Here is a 23,037-nt window from a genome sequence, read left to right on the forward strand (position 1 = left end):
AATATCCCCGTCACAGTTTAACGCCGCTGAGCTTGGAATAGACTTCCTTTGTCCGCAAAGCTATGCTTCTCCAGTCATAGTGCAACTCAGTTTCCGTTCTGCCGGCTTCAGCAATACGGCTGGCCAGGGAATAATCTTGAAGAATCCGCAGGATATTTTCGGCAAGTATATATGAGTCCCCTGGCACGCTAGTCAGCCCAGTTCGTCCATCCTCTACAATCTCCGCTAAACCTCCAACGTCAGAAACAACTATAGGTGTTCCACTCCCCATCGCTTCAATTGCCACAATACCAAAAGGCTCATATAAACTCGGAAACACACACAAGTCCGCAATTTCAAGCAAGAAATTCTTCTCCTGATTCTTGATGAATCCAGTAAAGAGCACCTGGGAGTTAATATCGGAAGCTATACTTTTCAGCTCGGATAACATTGGACCACGCCCAGCAATGATAAATTTACAATCTGGAATCACTAAGAGGACCTCTCGGGCACTTTCTAAGAGCACCTGAACCCCCTTTTCTTTCACTAATCTTCCAATAAACAGCACAATCCTTTCTTCTGCCTGTGCATAAAGTTCTCTTTGAAAAGTGTGAGGCTCCTTAAGTTGCAGCGAGCTAAGGTCAATGCCATTAGGAATCACTTCCATTTTCTGTTCATCAATCGCATGCACATTGCAAACCTCGTGCTTCATATAGGAACTGCAAACAATAACCTTGTCTGAAAGAGATACGAGTTCATTCTCAATAGAATGGATACCCTGCTGCTGTGGCGTGAATAACCCTTGATTCCTACCATATTCCGTGGCATGAATCGTCGTAACTAATGGTAGGTTAAGCTGATGTCGTAAAAGAATAGCTGCATACCCTACCAGCCAATCATGCGCATGAATGAAGTCAAATCTGACATTACCAAGAAGCTGGGTCTTCACATAATCCACAATCGCTAGATTAAATTGGAGGACCCAATCTTCAAAATCAGTCAAATTCTCGTACGAATTCACCCGATGTACGAACACACCTTTTTCCGTCTCGAAAATAGGACTTTGGGGCGCGGAATTGGTCACTACATGAATCTCTGTCCACTCATCCTTCAAGTGCCTGGACAATTCATAAACATGTGGTGCGATCCCTCCAATAATCAGAGGGGGATATTCCCATGACAAAATTAAGACGGACACGGGTTTTGGCATACATGCTTCCTCCCAATCTCTCAGTTTTTAGATAGAGAATAACCCGTAAAATATTCCCACCATGTGTTCTGTTCCAACAACGGAGGAGAGGCATGATCTCTTTGAAAGGAGAGCCAATCCGAATAATGCGTTTCACCATCCTCCAGAACATGCAAAACTTTAGATCTCGAAATGGATACAAACGTTTGCGCTTTTTTAATAATCCCTAAATCGGCATAAAAATAACGGTTTTCCACACGGGGGAGTCGCATTTCTATTGTTTCTCCAAGAGGCTGTTTCACCGGAAAGAGAAAACGTGAGAATTTATTATCTACTGAAAGTGTGGTTAAACGAACCGCCTGCTGTAATTCATACCATGATGCATTAAAATGCCTAGAAATAAGATTTCTCATGCCTTCGTCTAGAGCTGTCTGAAATGTCAATCGTTCCCCATCATACTGCAATCTTTCTTCCATACTTGGCATCTCCTAATACAGATTAGATACCTCCAGTCGAACATTTACATTAACTCTGCCATTCTACCGTAATTTCAGATACACCTTCTCGCGGGGTCGTAAACTTATGTGGCAATCCCTTTTCCCTGTCCACCGATCCGGATTTATTTTTCTTAAAAAGTATAAATTCCACAGTACAGTCTGCCGGCAAGCTGATATCACAGTACCAGGAAGGATAGCGGTATACGATATGGTTATAAAACGGACCCCTCGCGCGATCTATCTCCCACTCTCCAAGCTCATACACATTTCCTGACACATATATCTGCGAAGCATAATCTGTGAACGCATTCGTTACTACGAAGCGCACTGTTACTAATGGAGCTGTCCAGACTGTTAAACGGCCGGGCAACAGAAATTCACTTTCTTGACCCGTTGTCCCCATAATCTTGTGGCTACCTGCCGACAAATACGGAATACGTGCAACAATCTCATCAGCTTTCCAAGAAATAACGTTTGCACACTGACCGCCAACAAATAAACCTCCTCTATCGCCCAGATGTCTTCCATGAATAATAATCTCATTGCCTGGTACGCCTGCTTTAGGATAATAATGTACGGCTACTGGCTCTTCTTGCTCAGATTCATATGCGTACACATAAGCAGATTGTGGCGCCAGTACCTTATAAGACAATCTTCCTCCACTATTAATACAGATATCATTGCCTGCAAATACTTGTTCCAACAAGCTGGAGTACTCCCCTTTTGGTAGTGAAGTCACCATCTCAGGGATCTCATGTGTAGATTCTTCTACATTCAGCATGATTAAAGCCACATCTCGCTTATAGCTCCGTTCAAACACCAGCACTCTATTAGTCATGTAAAGTACCTTTATTCCCCCGTAAGCAATGGCGAAGTTCCGTTCTCTTAAACGATTAAGCTGAGACAGTATTCGATACGCTGAAGTTTCTCTGTTGAATGCACTCATCATAGCGCGATTATTTGGATCATCCCCACCGCACATATACTGTTCGGTTCCATAGTATACCAAGGGAATTCCAATTGAAGTGAGAAGCAAAGACAACGCTAGATCCGTAAGTGAGGGATTCTCATGAACAGTAAAACGAGTCATATCATGATTATCCAAAAATATAAGTTGATCATATAAATGTTCGTAGCTATTGGCAGATCCGCTTAACATATCGATGAACTGTTCAAATCCACCTCCCCCATGAAAAATACTCCGTAAAGTATGGCTGAACATAAAATGAAGCAGGCTTATTCCGCTATCATTGGCTAAGGCGGCATTATCACTCGGGCTTTCATGGGCATGCAGAAACCACTCGCCGAATACAAATGCTGGCTTGTAGGCATGAATACATCCTGAAAATGATTTCAGCCAGCCTGGCGGAATATGTTTAGCCGTATCAATTCGTACTCCGTCAACCCCATACTCCAGCCAGAATCCAATACCTTCACGTAAAATAGCATCCACTTGCGGATTCATTTGATCCAATCCAGCTAGATCATACAAATTACGGTAGAGAGAGTCTTCTGCATCCAAAAAATCCGTTCCGCCATTATGGAGAAAGACCCTCTCCATATCTCCCGAGTAAGATGCGATAAACTGACCTCTGCGGTACAAAGCACCGTTCTCCATATAACCGGGATTAAGCTCCAGCGCCGGAGAAGTATGATTAGGTGTGAAATCAATAATCACCTTTAGCCCCTTCTCATGAGCGACGTCTAGCAGCTCCTTGAATTTATCCAGTAATCCAAAGTAAGCATTCGCCTTTAGGAAGTCTCGAGGCCAATAACCGTGATACGATGTCGTACCTCCTTCATCCCCCATACAAGTATGGACATTCTCTACTGGCTGAGAAATCAGGATCGCCTTGAACCCCATTTCCGTAATATAACCGTCCTTAATTTTGCGAATTATCCCTTCCCAGTCCCCACCTAAGTACTTTCGGAGATTGGATTGATCTGAGCTAAACAGTTCTGCTGAGGGGCGAATTCCGGGATCACCTTCAAAGAAACGATCCGTAATAATCTGATAAACAGAGTGTCCGGGATTTAACATATCACTTTCCTCTACCGGCAATAGAGGAGGCATTCTCTGCTTCCAATAACAAGTTCATCACATCTGCTGCTTCTTCGATTAGGTCTACATGAATTAGAAACTTTTGTTGTAACTCTACTTTACGGGCTATCCGCCGCTCATAGGGATAAGCTTCGTACTGTCCATAGGAGGACTCTATTTTATCAGGTAACAGCAGCGAGATTGGACGCTTGGAATAGATTCGCAATATTTCTATAGCATCACGAATTTGCTCATCATCATTAAATCCAACGATTAATAACACATGATCCGGATTAAAAGACTTTAACATAGCAAAGCGGAGTGAATTGAATGCAATATTAGAGGTAGGAAGTATGGAGCTTTGCCCGGCCATGATAATCCATTCATTGCCGTTACGTTCAGAATGGTCAACAACTGTATCAATATAATAAGGATATTGTTCCAACGGCCGTTGTGCCAGAAATTTGAAGATATCGCCTTCCGGTTGACCAAACAGAAAGCCTGTAGGTTCAGTGATGAACGCCGTTACTGGAATGTCATTCTTTTTGAATTCTTTGAATAGCTTCATTTGTAAGGTAAACTTGCCGATGCAGCCTCGAGTGGCGAAGATTCCGATTCTTTTAATTTTTTTGGGGATAGAGAACATGAGGGCTTCATTCTCAAATTGCATTAGGTAGTGTTCCGTGTTAGAACTTTCCGTACCATAACGTGCGTCCATGTCTTTAAAAAGGTTGTCACGAGATCCGTGGATTACCTCGATCTTAATCTGATTCTCTTTCATCCAGCTCAATGTATCCTGATCATAGATATCATGAACGCTGATAACACGTATACCTCTCAAAACTGCATAGGTTACTAATTTCCGCCACAATCCAGTCAAATCATTTTCGTCAAAAATGCCCTTATTCCCACCGAAGGAGGTACCTGGATCATTTAAGATTAACGTATCTACACCCGCTAGACCCTCTTCTTGGGAAGCATAAATAAAGATATCAGATAGAGTCCCATCAACAAGTTCACCGGCATCACAGCCTGCCTGAAAAACGAAGTCAATGACTGAAACAATTTCTACATCCAGCAGATCGCGAAAACGGATAAGACCCTGTGTAATTTTATTGAATGGATAAAGAGCTACCTTCTTCATATTCACAGCCCCCCGCAGTTTATTGACTGATGGATTTCCTATGCTTAATCAGTTCACTGGTTAATTTGCCGATATCCAGTACGCATTCCACATGGTCTACGTCAAAACGACTTCGGATTTCTTGTTTTCGCCGCTCCATTTCTTCAGGTGTTTTGAATTCGTATTGTCCAAAATCAACCTCATATTTATCTGGAATAAGGATTGCAAAAGAGCGGCTTCCATTTCCATAAATTCTTAGAATATCAAGACTATCTCTGATTTGCTCATCATCGTCGAACCCAGCTATGAGCACTGTCAAATCAGGACTGAAAGCCCGCAAATAAGAAATTTTTGTAGCAGCAATAATGAAATTCTCATTCGGAAGCAAAGAACCTTGCCCTGACAAAATAATAAAATCACAGCCGTCATTCTCCGCATCCCGAACAGCAGCATTAATATAGTACGGGTATTGATTTAGAGGTCTACGAGCGATGAACTTCATAATATCTCCGCCTGGCTGATTAAACAGAGATGCGGTAGGCTCGGTGATAATCGTCCTTACCTTCTCTCCTGCTTTCTTGAGCTCTCTAAACAAAGACATTTGTGCCGTAAATTTACCTAGACATCCACGTGTCGCAAATATGCCCACCTTGCAAATCCTTTGATTATAAGTTTTGATTTTGGTATCCAATTCAAAATAATTTAAATAGGTAGTTATTTCATCAGTAGGAGATGGAAATGCATACTCATCAACCATTCTACTCACCAATCGATCTGGGATTTGCTCATCAATATCGATTGTAATTTGGTTCTCTTCCAACCATTGAAGTGTGTTTTGATCTAAAATCTCGTGGACACTAATTATTCGTATGTTATGCTCATGCGCCGCGAGTACTAGCACTCTCCAAAGCTCTTTAAGATTAAATTCTCCGTATACGCCTTCGTTGTTACCAAACGAGGTTCCCGGGTCATTGAGGATCAGCGTATTCGCTGACCGAAACGCTTCTTCGATATTGTCCGTGATTGGGATACCCGCAGCTGCGCCTTCGATTAACTCTCCTACATCGCAACCCTTATGAAGGACAAAATCAACCACTGCCGTCACATTAAAATCCGTCAAATCTCTGAATCTGAATATCCCTTGAGTGATCTTGTTAAAGGGATATAACACTACATTCTCCATTCGCAACCGCCTCCCCTATTAGATTCTGATGGACAAAAAACCGATAAGCTTAATCGGTTAAGCCAATCCTACAATAATTTCCCAATTATTTCAATATAGAGAAATTTGATACTTTAGTCTCGTCTCCTTCCAGGGATTGACGCTTTGGAATCGGAATGTTAATCTTTAGAAATATCATACAAAAAGGGAGTCGTTTACTGGTGAAAAAGACTACAATGAAGGACATCGCGCTACGAGCTAATGTCTCCGTTGCAACCGTGAGCTATGTTCTGAACCGCGTCGATAACCAAACCATTCCTGAGAAAACCCGTAATCAAATTCTACTCCTCGCGGAAGAACTTCATTACATTCCTAATCTAGCAGCCCGTTCACTTGCCAATAAAAAAACGGGATTGATAGGCGTGCTTGTCAATAATTCTACCCAGTTACCTCCTTGGAAGCTCTACGCGCAATTCACATTTATTCGTGCTTTGGAACAGCGATTAACAGATGCCGGATATCATACGCTTTTATACTCTCTTGGTACTGATCACCCTTCACTCGATATCATCGTCGAAAGAAAACTCGAAGCCGTCTTTCTGATCGATGTCCAAGATGAATCCTTCTACTCGATTTCCAAGCATTTTGTAGAAGGTGTTCCCTTGATTTTGATCGACAGTATGGTTGAAGATAAGCTGTTTAAGCAAGTTCTTTTCAATTATCGTTTAGCGCTACAAAAGGTAATGCCGGAGGATCCTTCAGAGGTGTGTTTAATTATGGAGAGCTTCAATAACTCCCTCCTCACTCGCTTTATTCAAGACAGTCTTCCTTTATCTGAAAAAGCTATATTCAAAGTTCAAAATCTGGAGGAATTGAATACAATTTTATCCAAGGGGATCTTCAAAGAAGCCATCGTTATTAATGAGTTTATTGGGAGTTATGTTGAAAAATCCGGGGTATTCTCACGTCTTTCTGTTCTTTGTACCTGTAATTGCCCAGAAATGCTTGGTGAAAATGTGCAGAAATTTGTATTCACAGGGGATAAGGCAGCCACCGCTTTTGAACTGATGCAAGAGTTATTAGATCGCTCTGACTACCCCGCACAAGAGAATAATCGTTATTTTGTGGATTAATTTTTTTTGGATATTGACTTAAGCGCTTAAGTTGAGAGGAGAGTAACCAATGACAGAGCCCGCTTTAGCAAAACATGCATCCACCGCCGTTCAATCCCATCCTACCCTTTGGGGAAACCGGAGATTTATGCTACTACTCAGTTCTTATTCCATTTCCCTGTTTGGAAATACCTTTCACAGCATTGCTTTAAGTTTATGGGTGCTTCAGACAACCGGTAGCGCTAAAATGATAGCTATTATTACGATCATCAATTTATTGCTCAGTTCATTCCTCGGATCGATAGGAGGTACACTGGCAGACAGGATCAACCGCAGAACCATTATGTTGGTCACAGATCTGATAAGCTGTGGTTTAGTAGTTACGCTTGCTTTAGCTATATCTATGTCTTCAACATCATTCGTTATCGTGGCCATATTGACGGGACTTACAACTGTCTCTGCATTATTCCAATCCCCTGCTTATCAAGCTTCTATCACCACTGTTGTTGGCAAGGAGCATGTTCAAAAAGCAGTCGGGATTCTGAACTTGTCGGAGAACATCTGTCGAACGATTGGGTTTTCAGCTGGAGGTATTTTTGTAGCAAGTTTTGGTGCGGCCGATGCCATCCTATTTGATGGAGCTACATTTTTTGTTTCCTTTCTACTGGTTCTTGCTGTCCGCTCCCTTCCACTGCCAAACCGAGTGAATAACGGACCTAAGGAAGAAAGAAAATTCACGCAGGATCTTGCGGATGGCGTTCGTTATATTTGGAAATACCCCTTCGCACGAGCAATTATCATCATGCTCCCCACGCTCACTTTGTTCTTTATGCCTTCCCTGATGCTAACGCAAGTCATGGCCGTCAAAGTATGGAATTCTAGCCCCTTTCAGTTTGGTCTGATGGAAGCCTGTATTCCACTAGGTTATATGATTGGCTCGAGCATGATCTTGTTTCTCGGCTCCAAATTAAAGAATCGAGGCTTCCTCATTATGACTGGACTGTTATGTCTGGGTCCCATGTACCTCCTGTTATCGTTCGTCACTACCGCTGCGTTAGCCATTCCCATCATTCTACTGATTGGCTTCATGTTCTCATTCTGTACATTGCTGATCAATACCATTCTCAGACTGGAAGTTTCGGAGGACATACAAGGCAGAGTTTTCGGTGTACTTGGCTCCATTATGAGTGTAGCGCCCTCTATTGGCCTTACAGCCGTCTCAGCCTTGTCTGATCATTTCAGTCCAGCCCCTGTCATGGGTTCCATCGGTGTATTGCTACTACTGTTTGCTTTATCGACGTTGACTAAGTTAAAGGTGATTCGTGATTACAGGTAAATTCACAACCTCTTATGAACATTAGCGCCCATTTTTCCTTATTACGCGCCTATGTTGAAGCTCAATCAGTAATTGAACAACTGTAATGATCAATAAGAAAATTCCCAACACACCTGTTAAAAATGGATAAATCAGAGGAAAAATTACACTTGGATAACTTTTAGCAATATCTGAATAGTAACCCATACCCATTAGTGCAGTACCCGAAAATTCGATAAGCTTGACACCTAGAGGATTATCACTTCTTTGAGCATAACTCAGTGATTTTTCTTCTATGCTGCCATCATGCGAAATCGTGATTATTTTCCATTTTTGCTTTTCCATCGGCTGACTATCATCTGTAAGCCTTTGGACTATATTGATTTCTTTTTCGCCAGTCTTTCGATCCTTTACAGTAAGGATATCTATCCATGAGAAATATCTGCTTCCTCTTTCCCGATTAGACAGCCATATTTCATCAGGGGTTGAGATTTTTTGATCATTTAATAGAAACTGCACTTTGACAATATCACCAGGCGGGACATTCTCCTCTTTATCCCAGAGCGTCAATTCTGCAATCCTGCCTGTATTTTCTTCTTCAATTTTAATATGCTTATCGTCAACCACTAGTTCTTGAACGTTTAAAGTGTTATACCCTTTTTCAGCATGGTCTATCTTATAACGCTGTTGGATCTGATCTGAAATTATATACTCACGGATATAGTTGAACAACGGGCTAAAAGAAATCGCTAACAAGAAAAATGAAATCGTCGATAAATACATTATTTTCTTCATAATGAATCCTCGTGAGCGATCGTCAGCTTGAAATTTTGTCTTGAACCGCCTTCGGGGCCATTTGGAACTCTATTCTGCATAGGAACGAAACCAAACTTCTGATAAAATCTTCTAGCAGGTTGACCTTCTGGATGATCCTCGCCAAAAGTAGTAACCAATATCTCTGAGGGAGCTTCAACACTTTGTAGAATATGGTTAAGTAGGGCTGTCGCTACTCCTCTATTTCTTGCTTGCTTTGAAACTGACAACCAACCAATCTTATAATTCGGGGCGTTGGACAAAGAAAATAACACTCCACCCAGTAATCGAGAACCTGATGAACCACTATTCTCTCGTATGCAAAAAGCACTTTGTCGACTGATATTTTTCTCTAAGGCTAGCGTGAAATTCGGATCATCTACCATGGGTCCAAAAAGAGACTCCACCTCTGCCGCCAGCTCCAGCCACCCTTTTATATCTTCCATGGTAGCGTTTACTACATTCATATATAAGTTCTCCTTTAGTAGACTTGATTACACCATTCAATACACTCTGGAATAAAATCAGCGTAGTCCTTTAACCCTAATATACTTCTGGTTACTTCAAGGGTTCCAAGTTCTCGCTCCGTATCATCCGTACTCTCTATTCCAAGTGATCGTCTGATATTATAAGCTAACCATTCTAGCTTCCCATGAAAACCATAGTTGAGAACATCGGACCAGTTAGCATAAATCCCGCCACCATGACCCAGGTAGGTACTAATAAGTGTGCAGAAGGCATCTTTGCTTACACTTCCCGATTCAAAACCTGACCAATAAAGAGCTACATCAATTAACTCTTGTGTTGGATGGATAGGCCCTGCTGCTTCCCAGTCAATAATAATGGGTACGCGATGCTCATCCCATAGTACATTTTTTTGATCTAAATCTCTATGGCTGATTATCATATGATTCGATAATTGTTCCGCTGAAGAATCTACTAGTTGTTCCCAATGATTTATTTGGCTCAAGTGATCTAATAGCAAGGCAGACCATTCCACACCCTCCTGTTTTGCTTGTAGAGCATACTTATTCCAAAGAACGGTGGATGTATTTACTGGCTCAAGATTCACATTAGGATGATGATCAAGAAGTGTAGAGAAATCGATCTTATGAAGTTTTGCAATGAGTTCGCCAATCACTTTGCAGCACTCCATATCAATTTCTCCTGATGACAAAGCTTTACCTTCGACCCATGGAAACAATAAATAGAATTGACCCTCAATTTCATGCATAAAACAATCATTGGTTACAATCGCCGGTACCGCATTTATTCCATTTTGATAAGCCATATTCGCAACTTTTTCAGAAAGAGTATAGTTGTACATAGCAGTATCTCGCTGCATAATTTGAGGGTTTAGAGCTTTCACTGCATAAAGCGCTTTGTCCGTTTGTAGACGATACATTCTGTGAAGAAGGCCGCCTGTTACCTGTTCAGGTTCATTTTTCAGATTACCTAACTTGTATTTTGCACATAGCATTTCAAAATTTAAGTTATAATTCAGATCTCCCATGTTATGTATTCCTTTCCTGATAGAGTAAAACATATAAAGTATATCTCTATAACTCTGAGCCGTAAACTAAAGAAGCAATTGCTTTGATCCGGAGATCCGGGGTAAGCAATCGCTTTAATGGATAAGGCTATATTAGCAATGATCGAGTTGATTTAATAGATTTTTTAATTGCTTAATACCTTCGCATTGGGTTGTTATAATGGCATACAGAATTGGTTTGAGCTCTGGGCAAATATTGAACTGAAGAACGTTATTTGACATTCGCACAGCACCTTCATGATGAGGAATCATCTCTCGTACAAAATTAGCATTCACTCCGTTGGTTACAGCTGCAGATCCCATTTCCGCGAACATAGTTTGCGCTATTTTCTCGAACCTCTTCATATACTGAGATCGTTCGAAATCTGTATTTGTCAGCATTCTGCATTTACACTGAATAGCTTGCATATTGGAGATACTTTTAGTTTGTGCTGAAATGATATTTGTAGCGATGCTCTGCAGCTCCAGATTTGTCGTGTACCTAAGAATATTCCGAGACATCTCAATGGCTGCTAGATGATGTGGAATCATCTGCCGAATAAAGGTATTGGAAATGCTACATAAGAGGGGGACACTTGTCATCCTTCTAATCATGGTTTGGAGTATCTTGCAGAATTCATTCAGATAAGCTTGGGTCACGTTGCTTAGTTTAGGGTTTCTATCCATAAAGAGCATAACTCCTTTTTGGATAGTGTATGAAAAGCATTATAGGTATGATCCTAGAACAATCAGAATCCTAATTTAAACAACCAGGCAGCCAGCTTCTCTTCCCGTTCTTTTAAGTCACCATTTAATCGATTAAATTTTCCAAGCCTGTGCTCAGAAGCTATACTGCCATCCAGCATATATAGGACACGCTCTGCCTGAGCAGCGACTTTCGCATCATGCGTAGCCAGTAGAATCGTTGTACCTGTCTGATTAATATCTATTAATATCTCCATAATTTCACTAGCAGCTTTAGAGTTCAGTGCACCTGTCGGCTCATCACCAAATAGAATATCAGGCTCATTGATGATTGACCTGCAGATCGCCGCTCTTTGCAGTTGTCCACCCGACACTTGTGTAATATCACGCTCAGCGAGTGCGGAGATCCCGGTTTTTCTCATTAACTCAGCGGCTCTGTTATTGATGGTTCTACGACTAACAATTTTAGCTCGATAAGCGGATAAGATGATATTGTCGCGAATAGTCAGGTTTTTTAAAAGATGCATCTGCTGAAAAATAAATCCCATTTGATTTAAACGCAGTTCAGCTAATTCACGCTCAGAAAGACCACTGATGTCCTGCCCTTTAAAAACAACACTTCCTGAAGTCATCCGATCCATACCGCTGATCGTATAGAGCAATGTTGATTTTCCTGAGCCAGAAGGCCCCATTATAGCTACGAATTCTCCCTTCGATACCTGTAGATGAACATCTTTTAATACCGTTTGCGGGGTTCCTTGCCCGGTTACAAAAGTTTTATTTAAACCCTTCGTCTCTAATATGAACATACTACCACCTCACCCTCATTCGACAATCAGTTTAGATAAATTGGATTTCTTCATCGATATCGTGCTTACTACGGTTGTGAGTGCTACAATGAGCATGAAAAAAAGAGGGAGTACAAGATAAGCTACAACCGGATTAACTACAAACTGTATTTTGGATGCTCCCATAAAAGATCCGAGTAATTGAACGAATTTTTGACCGATGGTATTAGCTGCAAAGGTTCCAAGAATGATCCCAAGACCTGAAACCAATAGTAGCCTTACCTGATATTGCTTTCGAATATCTTCCAACGTAAAGCCAACGCTTCTCAAAATCGCAATTTGTGAGGCGTCCTTCGCTAGCAGCATTTTTAGAAATAAAGCTGTAATCAATACTGAAATTGATATCGAGATGGCTATGGATAAGCCAGTGACCAGCTTTAATTGGCGAATCGTATTCCCAAGCGTCTGAGATAAATAGCTTTCTAGATGAGTAACTTTGGCTGGATAAAATAACTTTGCATATTGATCCATTTTCTCCTGAACGGAAACATTCGGATTCACATCTAAAGCTACGATATACCATAGCACGGACTTCGGGTTATAAGGTAATCGGGCTTTTGCAGTTCGACCACCGTTCGTTATATCTTGGTAGATCCCGCTAACCGTCAATTTTTTCGAAGCGCCATCCACCTCCAGAATAACGCTATCCCCTACCGTTTTGTTCCATTCCTTGGCATTCAGATCAGAAAGAGCAATCTCATCTCCACTTTCAGGGGTTCCTCCGTTAACATAGGTGAGCGGAAAAATAGAGAAATCTCCTGTTTCAACATTGATGTTCTCCCATACCCCATCACTGCCTAGCACTTTAAATCGAGAAGTAATTAATGGTGAGAACTTAAGTATGTCTGGATCCTTATGTAGCGTCGTTATCAGTTCATTAAATCGCTTCTCTATTTGATCAGATGGCTGCAAATCTATTCTCATGTCACTCTGACCTACACCCATATAAGAAATAAACCGTGGGGACTGAAGAGTATTCAATATATTCACTGGCACAAGAATGATAAATAAACAGATCACAAATACGAAGAATAACAATCCGAACATGGTGAAGCGTCCATAAACATCCTTTAGGCCAAGAAAAAGATTCACATTTAGATGCTTGCGCTTACTCAGATCCAATCTACGTGTATTGCCTTTCATCTCTCCCACAGTCCCTGACCTTAAAGCTTCTACTACTGTTATACGATTAAACCTTCTAAGAATAACTCTGCAAAAGAACACAATCATCCCGAAGATCAAACCGACCGCTAAGACGGGAACAATAGGCTGAAGGATCGTTTTCGGAGCAGTCCCCAAGTACAAGGTGATATTCGCTGTAAACAATCGCACCACACCCAAAGATAATAAATATCCTAGCAGTGAGGCGCATGCTGCCATCACCATATATTTTGCCAAATAGATCCTTCTAATATCTCGCTGTGAGATTCCTATTGCTTTCATGACGCCAATCTCTCTGTAATCCTCCTCTAAGGTCGCGATCATCGTAAACCTTAAACATAGGGTGGCAATCATCATAAGAAGGATGCTTACTAAAATAATGACAACTGCAATAATCCCATCTGTCAGCGCATTCAGCGTCTTAAACAAAGGATAGTCTATCATTGGTCCTTTACCGGGCATATCTGAGGATTGATAGGTATTTCGGAACTCGCTAAGTCTACTTAAATCGGTGATTTGAAATTCAATTAGATATTCAACTTCTCCATGATTCTTCTTAAGTGCATTATAATCCGTGTCATTTACAACAAAGCGCTTAGAGCTAACAATTGCTGGATTCATTTGAATGTCACGGACAAAATCCGTAACAATAAATTTTTGATCTAACTGTCCATTGGAAAGGGTTACCTGATCACCAATGTTCAGATCATTCTGCTTTTTATAATAAATAGGAACTGCGATTTCTCCTTTAGATACCCTAATCACTTGATTCTCTAAATTCAGCAGCAAATCAAATGATGGGTTCTGCTTAACAAAACCTATATCCATTACGCTGTTCTCTTCCGACTTATTGCTGTTACCCAAGACAATCTTCGAGCCATCTATCCTTAGCATTTCTACTGTCTGTTGATTCTTAACAAGTGGATTTGTAGAGGCGAATTGTTGAATAACTGCGTTATCTATTGGACCAGCATGCATTTGAACAAAATGGGGAGCTTTTGATTTATCCAGCAAATGACTTAAAGAACCGGACAATTCCATAATGACTTGAGAAGCACAGGCAGCAAGCAAAGCCGATAACATCATAAAAATAAATAAGACGATCGTTATGATTTTATTCCTTTGAAAATCTTTTTTCACAATTTGTAGCAGCATTGACGATCTCTCCCCTGCGTCACATTCATCCTCCTTGTTCGAACCTTACTCAAACATTTGCGTTACGTAAGAAAAGCTTCCTTTTTCAGCGCCTAATGTAGTCTCCATAATATAAATAAAGCTCTGAATTTTGAGAATGATCTCTTCCGGTTCCCATTTGAATATCCCTTCGTCAAACAGAAATTGTGAGGCGACCAACAGAAATTCCATCGTTTCTTTAGGATAGGGACAGTGGAACAAGTTTTCCTCGATTCCCTGCTCAATCACCTCTGTTAATACAGGCGTTAGCTTCAAAATAGTTTCAGCCAAGCTTTTCTGATGGATTAGTGCATTCTCAGCTTGATGAAACTGTTCAATCATCTGACCTTTTCTCTCCGAATCAGGCTTCTGCGCCATTATGATTTGAAGCAGCTTTTCATGTACGGAGAGCTTTGAATCAGCAGCAATGATCTTGGCAGCGTCCACTCCAGCATCGATGAATCGCATGACCACCGCATCCATAACCTCCTCCTTCGACTTGAAATAATAATAGAACGTACCTTTGGCAATCCCGATCTCCTGCAAGATGTCGTTCACTGTAGTTCTCGCATAGCCTTTAGTAAAAAAAAGCATTTCTGCTATATCTAATATTTCATTTCTGCGTTCTTCCGGTTCTTTTGAAATCCTCATATATTTCGAGTCCTCCTCTTCGTAGACCGACCGTCGGTCTATTCCAATTATATACAATTAATTCATCGTGTCAATACTGCTTTTCTTGAATAACAACATAAAAAAAGAGAATTGTTCTAAGTGAACAACTCTCCACAGCTCAACGATTCTCTTGAGTTCCCAATATTTCATCAATCTTCTCTTTTGCACCTTCCCATGAGGTCAATAACGGCAATCCGTATTGTTCACGAGCTCTCAAATTCCATGGATGAGGAATACAAAGTACTTTCCTTCCGTCCTGCAATGCAGGAACCAAATTGTGAACCCCATCATCAATCAGAAGATCATAATTAATAAGATTCTTTCGCTTACAAGGGAAGAAATTTTCTAGGGGAATAAACGGCATATGCTTCTGCAGCCAGTTCCATTTTTCAACAACTGCCTGGGGCTGGGCCGCCGTAACGATAATAACATCATAAGCGTTGTGAAGCTTCTGCATTTCACCTACAACATGTTCGTCGAACAATTCAAGCTCCTCATATAAACCAGGCCGCCCATAGAATACCTCTTGTGTACAATCTGGATGACGTAAATGGTCCGTATTCCAATCAAGCATCTCCTCGTACTTCAGTACATGAGTGGGGAAATCATTGTTGTTATGGTATATAGCTCGTTTGACTAGATGGCATATCGTGTCATCCATATCAACTGCAATTATAGGCTTTCTCATCTGTGTCCCCCATATGTTTTTTATATTACTATTTAAGTATACACAATATAATTACTGTTTTCGTCTTGAGTTAGTTAAATTTCCGGTTGATGTTTTTTAAACGCCTCTACGCATCTTTGACAAATACAGGCTTTGCCTCTCAGTTCTAAAGGTACCCGTTCTAGTAGTTCTGCAGGAATTTCCGTATGAAAACACCAACAACCACCACTGTCAGCACCACAATAATTCAATTCTTTACATAATGGACAATACCGTTGTTCAACTTGTTTATTCTTTATATCCAAAGCCTATAACTCCCCCATAGATCATTTAAATAGCGCTCTTTATATTAAAAAAACTCACTCTCTGCAATACCTCTACAATTATCTGAGTATACTTCAAAAATAAACGACTCCGGAACATCTGCCCTGTTCACGCTTGTGAACTCGCTATTCTTGCATTAAGATAGTGAGCATTAGGAGTTTCAATGGGACTCAACCGGGAGATTTGAACAGATGAGACTTAAGAAACAAAGCTCTTCAGATATTATTCATAGTGATCTACTTGCTACCCAGGAACTTGTATATAACCCTTGCAATCTTGATTGCTCTGATCTCATTCATGAAACACACAATGCTGAATATGGTGCGTATATGTTTAATTTAAACGCGCTATCCATTAGATTCCGTGTTGCAAAAATCACACCTACAAAGATCGGGCAGTTTGTGACGTTATGGGAGAGAACTGGAGATGGGCCGATTCAACCTTATGACATATCTGATCCTGCCGATCTCTTCGTTATAAGTACACGCAAGGAAAATCACTTTGGTCAATTTGTATTTCCAAAAGCAGCCCTAGCTAACCAAGATATATTATCTAATAAAGGCGAAGGTGGAAAAAGAGCAATACGTGTGTACCCGCCATGGGATACTCCCACAAGTCGTCAGGCTCAAAAGACACAAAAATGGCAGTTGGAATATTTCTTAGAGATCCCAGCAGATAAGCCACTGGACTTTCTTCGTACGCAAATGCTTTACGGTTTCCCAGAAAATCGTACAGTCTGACCTATATCCTCCACATGCTTTATATCCGCCCATAAAATAAAATAATTATACAAGACATCTCCTATATTCACAGCTTCTGGATATTTCATGATAATAGCGGCCTGATGGTTCCATTCCTCTACCTGATCAGCAGAAGGCACAATCAAACGCGCCTCTATTTTCTTTTCTTTCTGCCCTTGCATTTTCATCTCAATGATTTGTGGATCGGAGCCATAAGGCTTCAGTTGATGAAATGCATCCATGTTTGCTACATCATCAATGGATAACCTCTCACCAGAAAAAGCGGATAATTGAAAGAATCCGTTTTCCCCCTGATATTTTTCATCATATTCTGGATTCTTTACCCAATCGGAAGGATACTTCAAAGAGACCTTATACTCTTTTGAAGTATATGTTGAAACCCCCGCTCGCTTGACAAGCATTCCGATTCCAGTACTTCCTAATGCAATAACCGCTATAACCAACACCCATAACCACCATTTCTTATACACTGTTCTTAACACGTTATCCTCCTGAAGTAATATTGGGTTGACACGCACAGCATGAAGAAATAAGATATAGATAAACATATGAGCAATCATTCATATGTATTAGTGAGGAGGAAATACAATGAATAATCTAAAAAATATCCTATCTCTCATTCTTTTTTGCATTTTCCTTATTTCTTACCTTATGAAGCTCGTTATCCTATACAAGAAGAACCATATTAAAGGAAATGTATTAGCAAAAGGTAAAAAACTAGCCAAGATTCATTATACCGAGCTATTCGTTAAGATTACCACTTTTGTATGGGGTGCAACGTGGTTTGCGTTCTCCTTAGCTGAGTCATACATAGTTACACTAGTCGGTGAGCAGTTTGATAATCCCGTCATTCACTTTTTCGGGGTTGGGGTAGCGGCCCTCGGATGTTTCATTTTTATTCAAGCAATGATTGCTATGCGCACTTCATGGAGAGTTGGGATTGATAAGACTACTGTAACAAAACTCATCACGCATGGTATATATAAATTTAGCAGAAACGCCGCATTTGTCGGTTTTGATCTCATGTTTCTGGGATTATATCTTATGTACCCAAATCTATTAACACTAATTATATTCCTACTTAACATTGTCGCCATACATTTACTTATACTTCAGGAAGAACAGCACTTAAAGTCCGTATTCGGAGCTGAATATATTAAATATTGTAATCGTACACCTAGATATATTTTATTTTGAAACCCTTCCAACTGCAAAATCAAATATTCAACAGCGCTTTTTACATTTTTTACAAGTAACGAAAACATTCTCTTAATGTAATTACTATAGTATGAGGTTGTAAACATACATTAGGAGGGAAATTATGAAATCACCGAAAAAGCACGGCGTTAAGACGGCCATTGTAGCAACTGCAGCAACTGCTCTCTTCGTTTCCAACGTAGTCATTACGCATGCCCCTAATCAAGCCAATGCAGCTTCATCAAACACACGAAATGTGATTCTGTTTGTCGGAGACGGGATGGGAACTGCCCAGCGCAATGCCATCCGCCTAGCTACAGTAGGTGAAAAAGGAAATCTAGCGATGGATTCTATGCCATATGCCGGACTCATTCATACAAGCTCCACTGTCCCTGTTACAGATTCAGCTGCTTCAGCCACAGCTTATGCCAGCGGAGTCAAGACTTATAACGGAGCCATCGGGATGGATGCAGATAAAAAGTCCGTCCAAACCATTATGGAATATGCAAAATCAGCAGGAAAATCTACAGGTGTTGTAACTACAAGTCAAATTACAGACGCTACAGGCGCTGCCTTCGGCGCTCATGTCGAAGATCGCTCCAAACAAAGTGATATCGCTCTGCAGCTCCTAACCAAGAGCAAAGTTGACGTTCTTCTCGGTGGAGGCGAAGATTTCTGGTATCCGGCAGGAAATCCAGGAACGTTCGCGGATGAGCCTACTGAAGATCCTTCAGAGAAGAGTAAGGGTACTCAAGGTAATCTTGTAGAAAAAGCTAAGCAGCTTGGATATTCCTATGTAACGAACAAAACAGATATGCAAAAGGCGAAAAGCGGCAAGCTTCTCGGGTTATTTGCTAACGAGGAAATGTTCCAGCAAAAGCCAGAGGGTGAAGGAGATATTTATAATCCGGTTGTATCCTTGCCTGAAATGACGAAAAAAGCGATAGACACGCTTGCAGAAAATAAAAATGGATTTTTCCTGATGGTTGAAGAAGAAGGTACTGACGAATTTGCACACCAAAACAACGCCAAGATGACAATTAAAGCGGGGCAAGAGTTGGATAAATCCGTACAGGTCGCCAAAAATTTTGCTAAAAAAAATCCCGATACCCTTGTCTTAGTTCTCGCTGACCATGAAACAGGCGGGTTCTCTATTGAAGCTGTGGATGCTGAAGATGAGTCAGGCGACGGTATTTCCAAAGAGGATGGTCCGTTTGCCATCGCTAATTCCAAACAGAATTTTGTAGTGGACTGGACGACCTCGGGCCATACAGCAGTAGATATTCCTATTACAGCCATGGGTAAAAATGCTCAGTTGTTTACTGGAATCTACGAAAACACTGAAGTATTTACTAAGGTCGCCCAAGCCATGGGCCTTAAAGTGAAATAATAAGATCGGACAGAAAAAAAGACTAGCCAGACTTTCTGGTTAGTCTTTTTTCATTGATGAACCACAATCCTAGGTTTTCCCTTACACTCTATGATCTCCACAACTACTTAGCATCTGTCCGAACAACAAACGTGATTTCCTTGGTCTGGTCTACCCACTCACCTGTCAGTCGAAATCCCCTTATAGTTGCCCCTGCTTCATAATCCTTACTATCTGAACTAAGAAAAGACGCCATATTCGAATCGAGCTTAAAAGTAGCTGTCTTATCCTCAAATTCAACAGTTACCGGCGTTGCTGTTTCTTTTTTATACTTAAAAGTGCCATCATCTCTCAAAATATATTCTGTCAAATTGTAGCTGTCTGGAGCTGTATCGCTAAATTCGATTTGTATGATTTCTCCAAGCTTCACATAGGGAATTGAAACATCCCGGTCAGCCGTAAGGCTTTGGAAAGATGCACTAGCTTCTTCTAAATCAGTGTTCTTGTCAAGTGGCATCACGATAGATTGAATTACTCTCCCTTTAGATGTAACCGTTACTTCCTTAATTACAGTATCGCTGGCCTGTTCTCGATCGCAAGCTGGGAAAATAAACAGAAACACAAGACTAAGGGTTAATAAGTATTCTTTTCTCATGGAAAGCCCCCTTCTATCCCAATATCAAATGTACCATTCATTCACAATGTTATCGAGGTGTGTATGTAAGATATCTGTCATACGGATCAATGCTTATCCAAGGAGTCCAGTTTATGGGAAAGCATATGAATTAACTCTAGCTCATGTAATACCATACTACGGGTATAAAAATATAGCTCTTCAGAGTAAACCAAATCTTCACCGTTCCCAAGCACTAGGGATAGCTGTTGTAAATGTTCCAGCTTCTCTTTCATGTAAGTCTCTCTGTAATCAAGTAATCTTCGGCGGGCCTCCTGATCCAGTAGCTCATAATAAGCAAGACGAATAGACCATTCATTATCAATACGAATAGTCTCCAGCGTAAATTCGTTCAAGCAGATATGAAACCGCTCCTCACCCTCGGCTGTGATCGAATACACATACCGTTTAGGCCGGTTTTCCTGCATTTCCGTTTTCTTAATTACCCAACCTCGCTTTTCAAACAATTTCAGCTTCGGATACAGCGAATTATTATTAACGATTTTATCGTTACCCATTACGAAAATAATGTTTTTTTTAATCTCATAACCATGCTTTGACCCTTTCATTAATTGAGCCAGAATCAAGACTTCAATATCCATGTTCATCCTCCGAACTACCGGACTTCATTTCCGGTCATTTTCTTATCTTACCTCAAGGACTGCATTTGTGCCAAATACTTCGTGATTTTATGCACATACTTTTATCACCCCATTCGATAATATAGGTTAAAATAACCTAGTTATTTTTAACCTAAGTGTAGAGAGGAAGTTATTTCATGGAATTCGCACATTTGTTCAGCAAAGGTACGATCGGAAATATGGAGCTCAAGAACCGGGTCATTTTACCTGCATGGGAACAAAAATGAACGCTCCGGGTGGTTATGTCAGCGAGCGCTTGATTGATTACCATGTTGCACGCGCAAAAGGCGGTAACGGCTTAAATACAGTTGAAGTAACAACTATTCACCCAACGGCTGCTTCTGATGATGCTCCAGCCATTTATGATGATAAATTCATTCCTGGCATGACCCTACTAGCTCAAGCTATTCGTGATGCAGGCGGCAAAAGCTGTCTTCAGTTATGGCATGGAGGGAAAGTAACTCCTAACCTGATTCAAGTCTCCTCGTCTCCTGTTCCTTTCGAGGGTGTCACTCATATTCCCCGAGAGCTGGAGCTTCACGAAGTTAGCGAGATGGTTCAAGCTTACGCAGAGGCTGCTTCACGTGCGAAAAAAGCTGGTTTTGACAGTGTGGAATTCCATGCCGGTCATGGTTATTTGCCGCAACAATTTCTAAGCCCAGCTATGAACTTCCGTCAGGATGAGTACGGGGGTTCTTGGGAGAATCGCTGTCGCTTTCCGCTCGCGTGTATCCGTGCCATTCGAGAAGCGGTTGGACCCGGGTTCCCTATCTTGATGAGAATCTCAGCGATCGAGGATCTACCGGGTGGACTAACACTGGAAGATATGAAGCTCTTCTCGAAGCTGGCTGAGGAAGCTGGTATTGATGCTATTAATGTATCGCGCGGCGTTCCAGCAGGCACAGCTATTAAATATGAAGTACCTCCAATTGATCTACCCGTAGGCTTCAATGTAGATAATGCCGCACAAATTAAATCCGTAGTTAGCATCCCAGTTATCGCCGTAGGACGTATTAATGATCCGGCGATTGCGGATCGGATTATTGCCGAAGGACTAGCTGATTTCGTAGCCATAGGCCGCGCTCAATTGGCAGATCCTGAATTCTGTAATAAAGCATTAGCTGGACGTACGGACACGATTGTTAAATGTGTGGGCTGTGATCAAGGCTGCTTCGATGGATTCGTGAATCCGAAAGTGCCTTTCATCAGCTGTGTATTTAATCCTGCAACCGGACGGGAAAGTGAATATGAATTGCAACCAACGAGCACGCCTAAGAAAGTGCTTATTGCCGGTGGTGGACCAGCCGGATTAGAAGCAGCAGTCACCCTGAAACGGCGTGGGCATTCTCCGATATTATGCGAAAAGAATGACATTCTTGGCGGACAGCTTTATATCGCCGGTGCCGCACCGCGTAAAGAAGAAATGGCCGCCGCCGCTCTAAATATGGGAGAAGCCGCTAAACGTGAAGGTGTGGAAATTCGAATGAATACAGAGGTTACTCCAGCACTTATCCAAGAAATTAGTCCGGATGAAGTCATTCTTGCAATCGGATCCGCCCCTGTTATTCCTCCAGTAGAAGGCGTTCTGAGTGGTCATGTTGTGAATTCACATGATGTATTATGGGGAACAGCCCATCCTGAAGGCCGAGTCGTTATTATTGGAGGGGGATTAGTCGGTCTTGAGGTCGCTGAGCTGCTGGTTGAACGTGGAAATCAAATCACCGTTGTTGAAATGCAAGCCGATGTAGCAAATGATCTGGGAATCCTTCGTAAAATCTGTGTAATGGAAAGTCTCTATGGCCATGGCGTTACATTAATGACTAACAGTAAGTGTATGGCGATCCACAAGGATAGTGTACTGGTTGAAAAAGATGGGGAGCTTCACAGCTTGCCAGCCGATTATGTAGTAATTGCAGTAGGTTCACGTGCCCTCAACAAGCAAACCCTTCAGGACTTCTTGGAGGAAAATGCCATTCCTTATCATGTAATTGGTGACGCTGTGCAAGCTCGCAGAGCACTTAATGCGATTTGGGAGGGTGCAGAATTAGCTAGACGAATCTAGTTCATATGATCAAATAAATGTA

At 41.3% G+C, this 23,037-nt stretch carries 23 protein-coding genes; 6 read left to right on the top strand and 17 right to left on the bottom strand.

What is annotated here, in order from left to right:
• Positions 1-10: 10 nt before the first annotated feature.
• Genes NSU15_RS19570 through NSU15_RS19590 form a run of 5 tightly spaced genes read right to left on the bottom strand, consistent with a single transcriptional unit; the run spans position 11 to position 6,012 of the window.
• Positions 11-1,189 carry a glycosyltransferase family 4 protein gene (locus tag NSU15_RS19570; RefSeq protein ID WP_339287333.1) on the bottom strand — a complete coding sequence of 393 codons (1,179 nt, stop codon included), beginning with the start codon at positions 1,187-1,189 and terminating at the stop codon, positions 11-13.
• A 20-nt stretch (positions 1,190-1,209) separates the two neighbouring features.
• Positions 1,210-1,644 (bottom strand): hypothetical protein, encoded by a 435-nt coding sequence (locus NSU15_RS19575; protein WP_339287334.1) that lies wholly within the window; start codon positions 1,642-1,644, stop codon positions 1,210-1,212.
• Between the two features lie 49 nt (positions 1,645-1,693).
• Positions 1,694-3,739, bottom strand: coding sequence for an alpha-amylase family glycosyl hydrolase (locus tag NSU15_RS19580; RefSeq protein WP_339287335.1), 2,046 nt, complete (start codon positions 3,737-3,739; stop codon positions 1,694-1,696).
• On the bottom strand, positions 3,708-4,850 hold the full coding sequence (locus tag NSU15_RS19585) for a DUF1611 domain-containing protein (protein ID WP_339287336.1): 1,143 nt from the start codon (positions 4,848-4,850) through the stop codon (positions 3,708-3,710). The genes NSU15_RS19580 and NSU15_RS19585 overlap by 32 nt, the downstream gene beginning before the upstream one ends.
• 19 nt (positions 4,851-4,869) lie before the next feature.
• Complete coding sequence (locus NSU15_RS19590) at positions 4,870-6,012, bottom strand: DUF1611 domain-containing protein (protein WP_339287337.1); 1,143 nt, start codon at positions 6,010-6,012, stop codon at positions 4,870-4,872.
• Positions 6,013-6,212: 200 nt separating this feature from the next.
• Here NSU15_RS19590 and NSU15_RS19595 point away from each other — a divergent pair, with 200 nt between their 5' ends.
• Both NSU15_RS19595 and NSU15_RS19600 read left to right on the top strand, forming a co-directional pair.
• Entirely contained in the window at positions 6,213-7,124 is a 912-nt protein-coding gene (locus tag NSU15_RS19595; RefSeq protein WP_042129282.1) for a LacI family DNA-binding transcriptional regulator, read from the top strand.
• Between the two features lie 49 nt (positions 7,125-7,173).
• Positions 7,174-8,439 carry an MFS transporter gene (locus NSU15_RS19600; RefSeq protein ID WP_339287338.1) on the top strand — a complete coding sequence of 422 codons (1,266 nt, stop codon included), beginning with the start codon at positions 7,174-7,176 and terminating at the stop codon, positions 8,437-8,439.
• Between the two features lie 21 nt (positions 8,440-8,460).
• Here the strand turns inward: NSU15_RS19600 and NSU15_RS19605 are convergent, their stop codons facing one another.
• From NSU15_RS19605 to NSU15_RS19645, 9 genes are all read right to left on the bottom strand, one after another.
• A complete protein-coding gene (locus NSU15_RS19605) occupies positions 8,461-9,213 on the bottom strand; it encodes a hypothetical protein (RefSeq protein WP_042129286.1) in 753 nt (250 codons plus the stop codon).
• Positions 9,210-9,698, bottom strand: coding sequence for a GNAT family N-acetyltransferase (locus NSU15_RS19610; protein ID WP_042129288.1), 489 nt, complete (start codon positions 9,696-9,698; stop codon positions 9,210-9,212). Before NSU15_RS19610 ends, NSU15_RS19605 begins: the two co-directional genes overlap by 4 nt.
• Before the next feature lie 14 nt (positions 9,699-9,712).
• A complete protein-coding gene (locus NSU15_RS19615; RefSeq protein WP_042129290.1) occupies positions 9,713-10,744 on the bottom strand; it encodes an aminoglycoside phosphotransferase family protein in 1,032 nt (343 codons plus the stop codon).
• A gap of 132 nt (positions 10,745-10,876) precedes the next feature.
• A complete protein-coding gene (locus NSU15_RS19620) occupies positions 10,877-11,449 on the bottom strand; it encodes a DUF305 domain-containing protein (protein ID WP_076120724.1) in 573 nt (190 codons plus the stop codon).
• A gap of 62 nt (positions 11,450-11,511) precedes the next feature.
• Positions 11,512-12,276, bottom strand: coding sequence for an ABC transporter ATP-binding protein (locus tag NSU15_RS19625; protein ID WP_042129292.1), 765 nt, complete (start codon positions 12,274-12,276; stop codon positions 11,512-11,514).
• Between the two features lie 15 nt (positions 12,277-12,291).
• Positions 12,292-14,631 carry an ABC transporter permease gene (locus NSU15_RS19630; RefSeq protein WP_339287339.1) on the bottom strand — a complete coding sequence of 780 codons (2,340 nt, stop codon included), beginning with the start codon at positions 14,629-14,631 and terminating at the stop codon, positions 12,292-12,294.
• A gap of 45 nt (positions 14,632-14,676) precedes the next feature.
• Positions 14,677-15,300, bottom strand: coding sequence for a TetR/AcrR family transcriptional regulator (locus tag NSU15_RS19635; RefSeq protein WP_076120727.1), 624 nt, complete (start codon positions 15,298-15,300; stop codon positions 14,677-14,679).
• A 139-nt stretch (positions 15,301-15,439) separates the two neighbouring features.
• Positions 15,440-16,009 carry a hypothetical protein gene (locus NSU15_RS19640; protein ID WP_339287340.1) on the bottom strand — a complete coding sequence of 190 codons (570 nt, stop codon included), beginning with the start codon at positions 16,007-16,009 and terminating at the stop codon, positions 15,440-15,442.
• Positions 16,010-16,083: 74 nt separating this feature from the next.
• A complete protein-coding gene (locus NSU15_RS19645) occupies positions 16,084-16,293 on the bottom strand; it encodes a cysteine-rich CWC family protein (protein WP_339287341.1) in 210 nt (69 codons plus the stop codon).
• Between the two features lie 210 nt (positions 16,294-16,503).
• Here NSU15_RS19645 and NSU15_RS19650 point away from each other — a divergent pair, with 210 nt between their 5' ends.
• Entirely contained in the window at positions 16,504-17,052 is a 549-nt protein-coding gene (locus tag NSU15_RS19650; RefSeq protein ID WP_339287342.1) for a MepB family protein, read from the top strand.
• Here the strand turns inward: NSU15_RS19650 and NSU15_RS19655 are convergent.
• The gene (locus tag NSU15_RS19655; protein ID WP_339287343.1) at positions 17,022-17,555 is read right to left on the bottom strand and encodes a peptidase M56; all 534 of its coding nucleotides are present in this window, start codon (positions 17,553-17,555) and stop codon (positions 17,022-17,024) included. The two genes, NSU15_RS19650 and NSU15_RS19655, sit on opposite strands and share 31 nt — an antisense overlap.
• Before the next feature lie 106 nt (positions 17,556-17,661).
• On the opposite strand from NSU15_RS19655, the gene NSU15_RS19660 reads away from it, so the two are divergent.
• Positions 17,662-18,270: an isoprenylcysteine carboxylmethyltransferase family protein gene (locus tag NSU15_RS19660; protein WP_339287344.1), complete on the top strand. Its 609-nt coding sequence runs from the start codon at positions 17,662-17,664 to the stop codon at positions 18,268-18,270.
• Positions 18,271-18,394: 124 nt separating this feature from the next.
• On the top strand, positions 18,395-19,660 hold the full coding sequence (locus NSU15_RS19665; protein WP_076120730.1) for an alkaline phosphatase: 1,266 nt from the start codon (positions 18,395-18,397) through the stop codon (positions 19,658-19,660).
• A gap of 103 nt (positions 19,661-19,763) precedes the next feature.
• Here NSU15_RS19665 and NSU15_RS19670 read toward each other — a convergent pair whose 3' ends face one another.
• Entirely contained in the window at positions 19,764-20,294 is a 531-nt protein-coding gene (locus NSU15_RS19670) for a hypothetical protein (protein ID WP_339287345.1), read from the bottom strand.
• Positions 20,295-20,380: 86 nt separating this feature from the next.
• Entirely contained in the window at positions 20,381-20,914 is a 534-nt protein-coding gene (locus tag NSU15_RS19675) for a PadR family transcriptional regulator (RefSeq protein ID WP_076120734.1), read from the bottom strand.
• 250 nt (positions 20,915-21,164) lie between these two features.
• Here NSU15_RS19675 and NSU15_RS19680 point away from each other — a divergent pair, with 250 nt between their 5' ends.
• Positions 21,165-23,015: an FAD-dependent oxidoreductase gene (locus NSU15_RS19680; RefSeq protein ID WP_339287346.1), complete on the top strand. Its 1,851-nt coding sequence runs from the start codon at positions 21,165-21,167 to the stop codon at positions 23,013-23,015.
• The last annotated feature ends 22 nt before the right edge of the window (positions 23,016-23,037 follow it).

Origin of the sequence: Paenibacillus sp. FSL E2-0201, assembly GCF_037963325.1 — a bacterium.
In the GTDB taxonomy this organism is placed as follows: Bacteria; Bacillota; Bacilli; order Paenibacillales; family Paenibacillaceae; genus Paenibacillus_AQ.

Excerpts from the sequence above, each read along its gene's own strand:
- NSU15_RS19570 (WP_339287333.1), bottom strand. The coding sequence starts at position 1,189 with ATGCCAAAACCCGTGTCCGTCTTAATTTTGTCATGGGAATATCCCCCT.
- NSU15_RS19575 (WP_339287334.1), bottom strand. The coding sequence starts at position 1,644 with ATGGAAGAAAGATTGCAGTATGATGGGGAACGATTGACATTTCAGACA.
- NSU15_RS19580 (WP_339287335.1), bottom strand. The coding sequence starts at position 3,739 with ATGCCTCCTCTATTGCCGGTAGAGGAAAGTGATATGTTAAATCCCGGA.
- NSU15_RS19585 (WP_339287336.1), bottom strand. The coding sequence starts at position 4,850 with ATGAAGAAGGTAGCTCTTTATCCATTCAATAAAATTACACAGGGTCTT.
- NSU15_RS19590 (WP_339287337.1), bottom strand. The coding sequence starts at position 6,012 with ATGGAGAATGTAGTGTTATATCCCTTTAACAAGATCACTCAAGGGATA.
- NSU15_RS19600 (WP_339287338.1), top strand. The coding sequence starts at position 7,174 with ATGACAGAGCCCGCTTTAGCAAAACATGCATCCACCGCCGTTCAATCC.
- NSU15_RS19605 (WP_042129286.1), bottom strand. The coding sequence starts at position 9,213 with ATGAAGAAAATAATGTATTTATCGACGATTTCATTTTTCTTGTTAGCG.
- NSU15_RS19610 (WP_042129288.1), bottom strand. The coding sequence starts at position 9,698 with ATGAATGTAGTAAACGCTACCATGGAAGATATAAAAGGGTGGCTGGAG.
- NSU15_RS19615 (WP_042129290.1), bottom strand. The coding sequence starts at position 10,744 with ATGGGAGATCTGAATTATAACTTAAATTTTGAAATGCTATGTGCAAAA.
- NSU15_RS19620 (WP_076120724.1), bottom strand. The coding sequence starts at position 11,449 with ATGGATAGAAACCCTAAACTAAGCAACGTGACCCAAGCTTATCTGAAT.
- NSU15_RS19625 (WP_042129292.1), bottom strand. The coding sequence starts at position 12,276 with ATGTTCATATTAGAGACGAAGGGTTTAAATAAAACTTTTGTAACCGGG.
- NSU15_RS19630 (WP_339287339.1), bottom strand. The coding sequence starts at position 14,631 with ATGCTGCTACAAATTGTGAAAAAAGATTTTCAAAGGAATAAAATCATA.
- NSU15_RS19635 (WP_076120727.1), bottom strand. The coding sequence starts at position 15,300 with ATGAGGATTTCAAAAGAACCGGAAGAACGCAGAAATGAAATATTAGAT.
- NSU15_RS19640 (WP_339287340.1), bottom strand. The coding sequence starts at position 16,009 with ATGAGAAAGCCTATAATTGCAGTTGATATGGATGACACGATATGCCAT.
- NSU15_RS19650 (WP_339287342.1), top strand. The coding sequence starts at position 16,504 with ATGAGACTTAAGAAACAAAGCTCTTCAGATATTATTCATAGTGATCTA.
- NSU15_RS19660 (WP_339287344.1), top strand. The coding sequence starts at position 17,662 with ATGAATAATCTAAAAAATATCCTATCTCTCATTCTTTTTTGCATTTTC.
- NSU15_RS19665 (WP_076120730.1), top strand. The coding sequence starts at position 18,395 with ATGAAATCACCGAAAAAGCACGGCGTTAAGACGGCCATTGTAGCAACT.
- NSU15_RS19670 (WP_339287345.1), bottom strand. The coding sequence starts at position 20,294 with ATGAGAAAAGAATACTTATTAACCCTTAGTCTTGTGTTTCTGTTTATT.
- NSU15_RS19675 (WP_076120734.1), bottom strand. The coding sequence starts at position 20,914 with ATGGATATTGAAGTCTTGATTCTGGCTCAATTAATGAAAGGGTCAAAG.
- NSU15_RS19680 (WP_339287346.1), top strand. The coding sequence starts at position 21,165 with ATGGGAACAAAAATGAACGCTCCGGGTGGTTATGTCAGCGAGCGCTTG.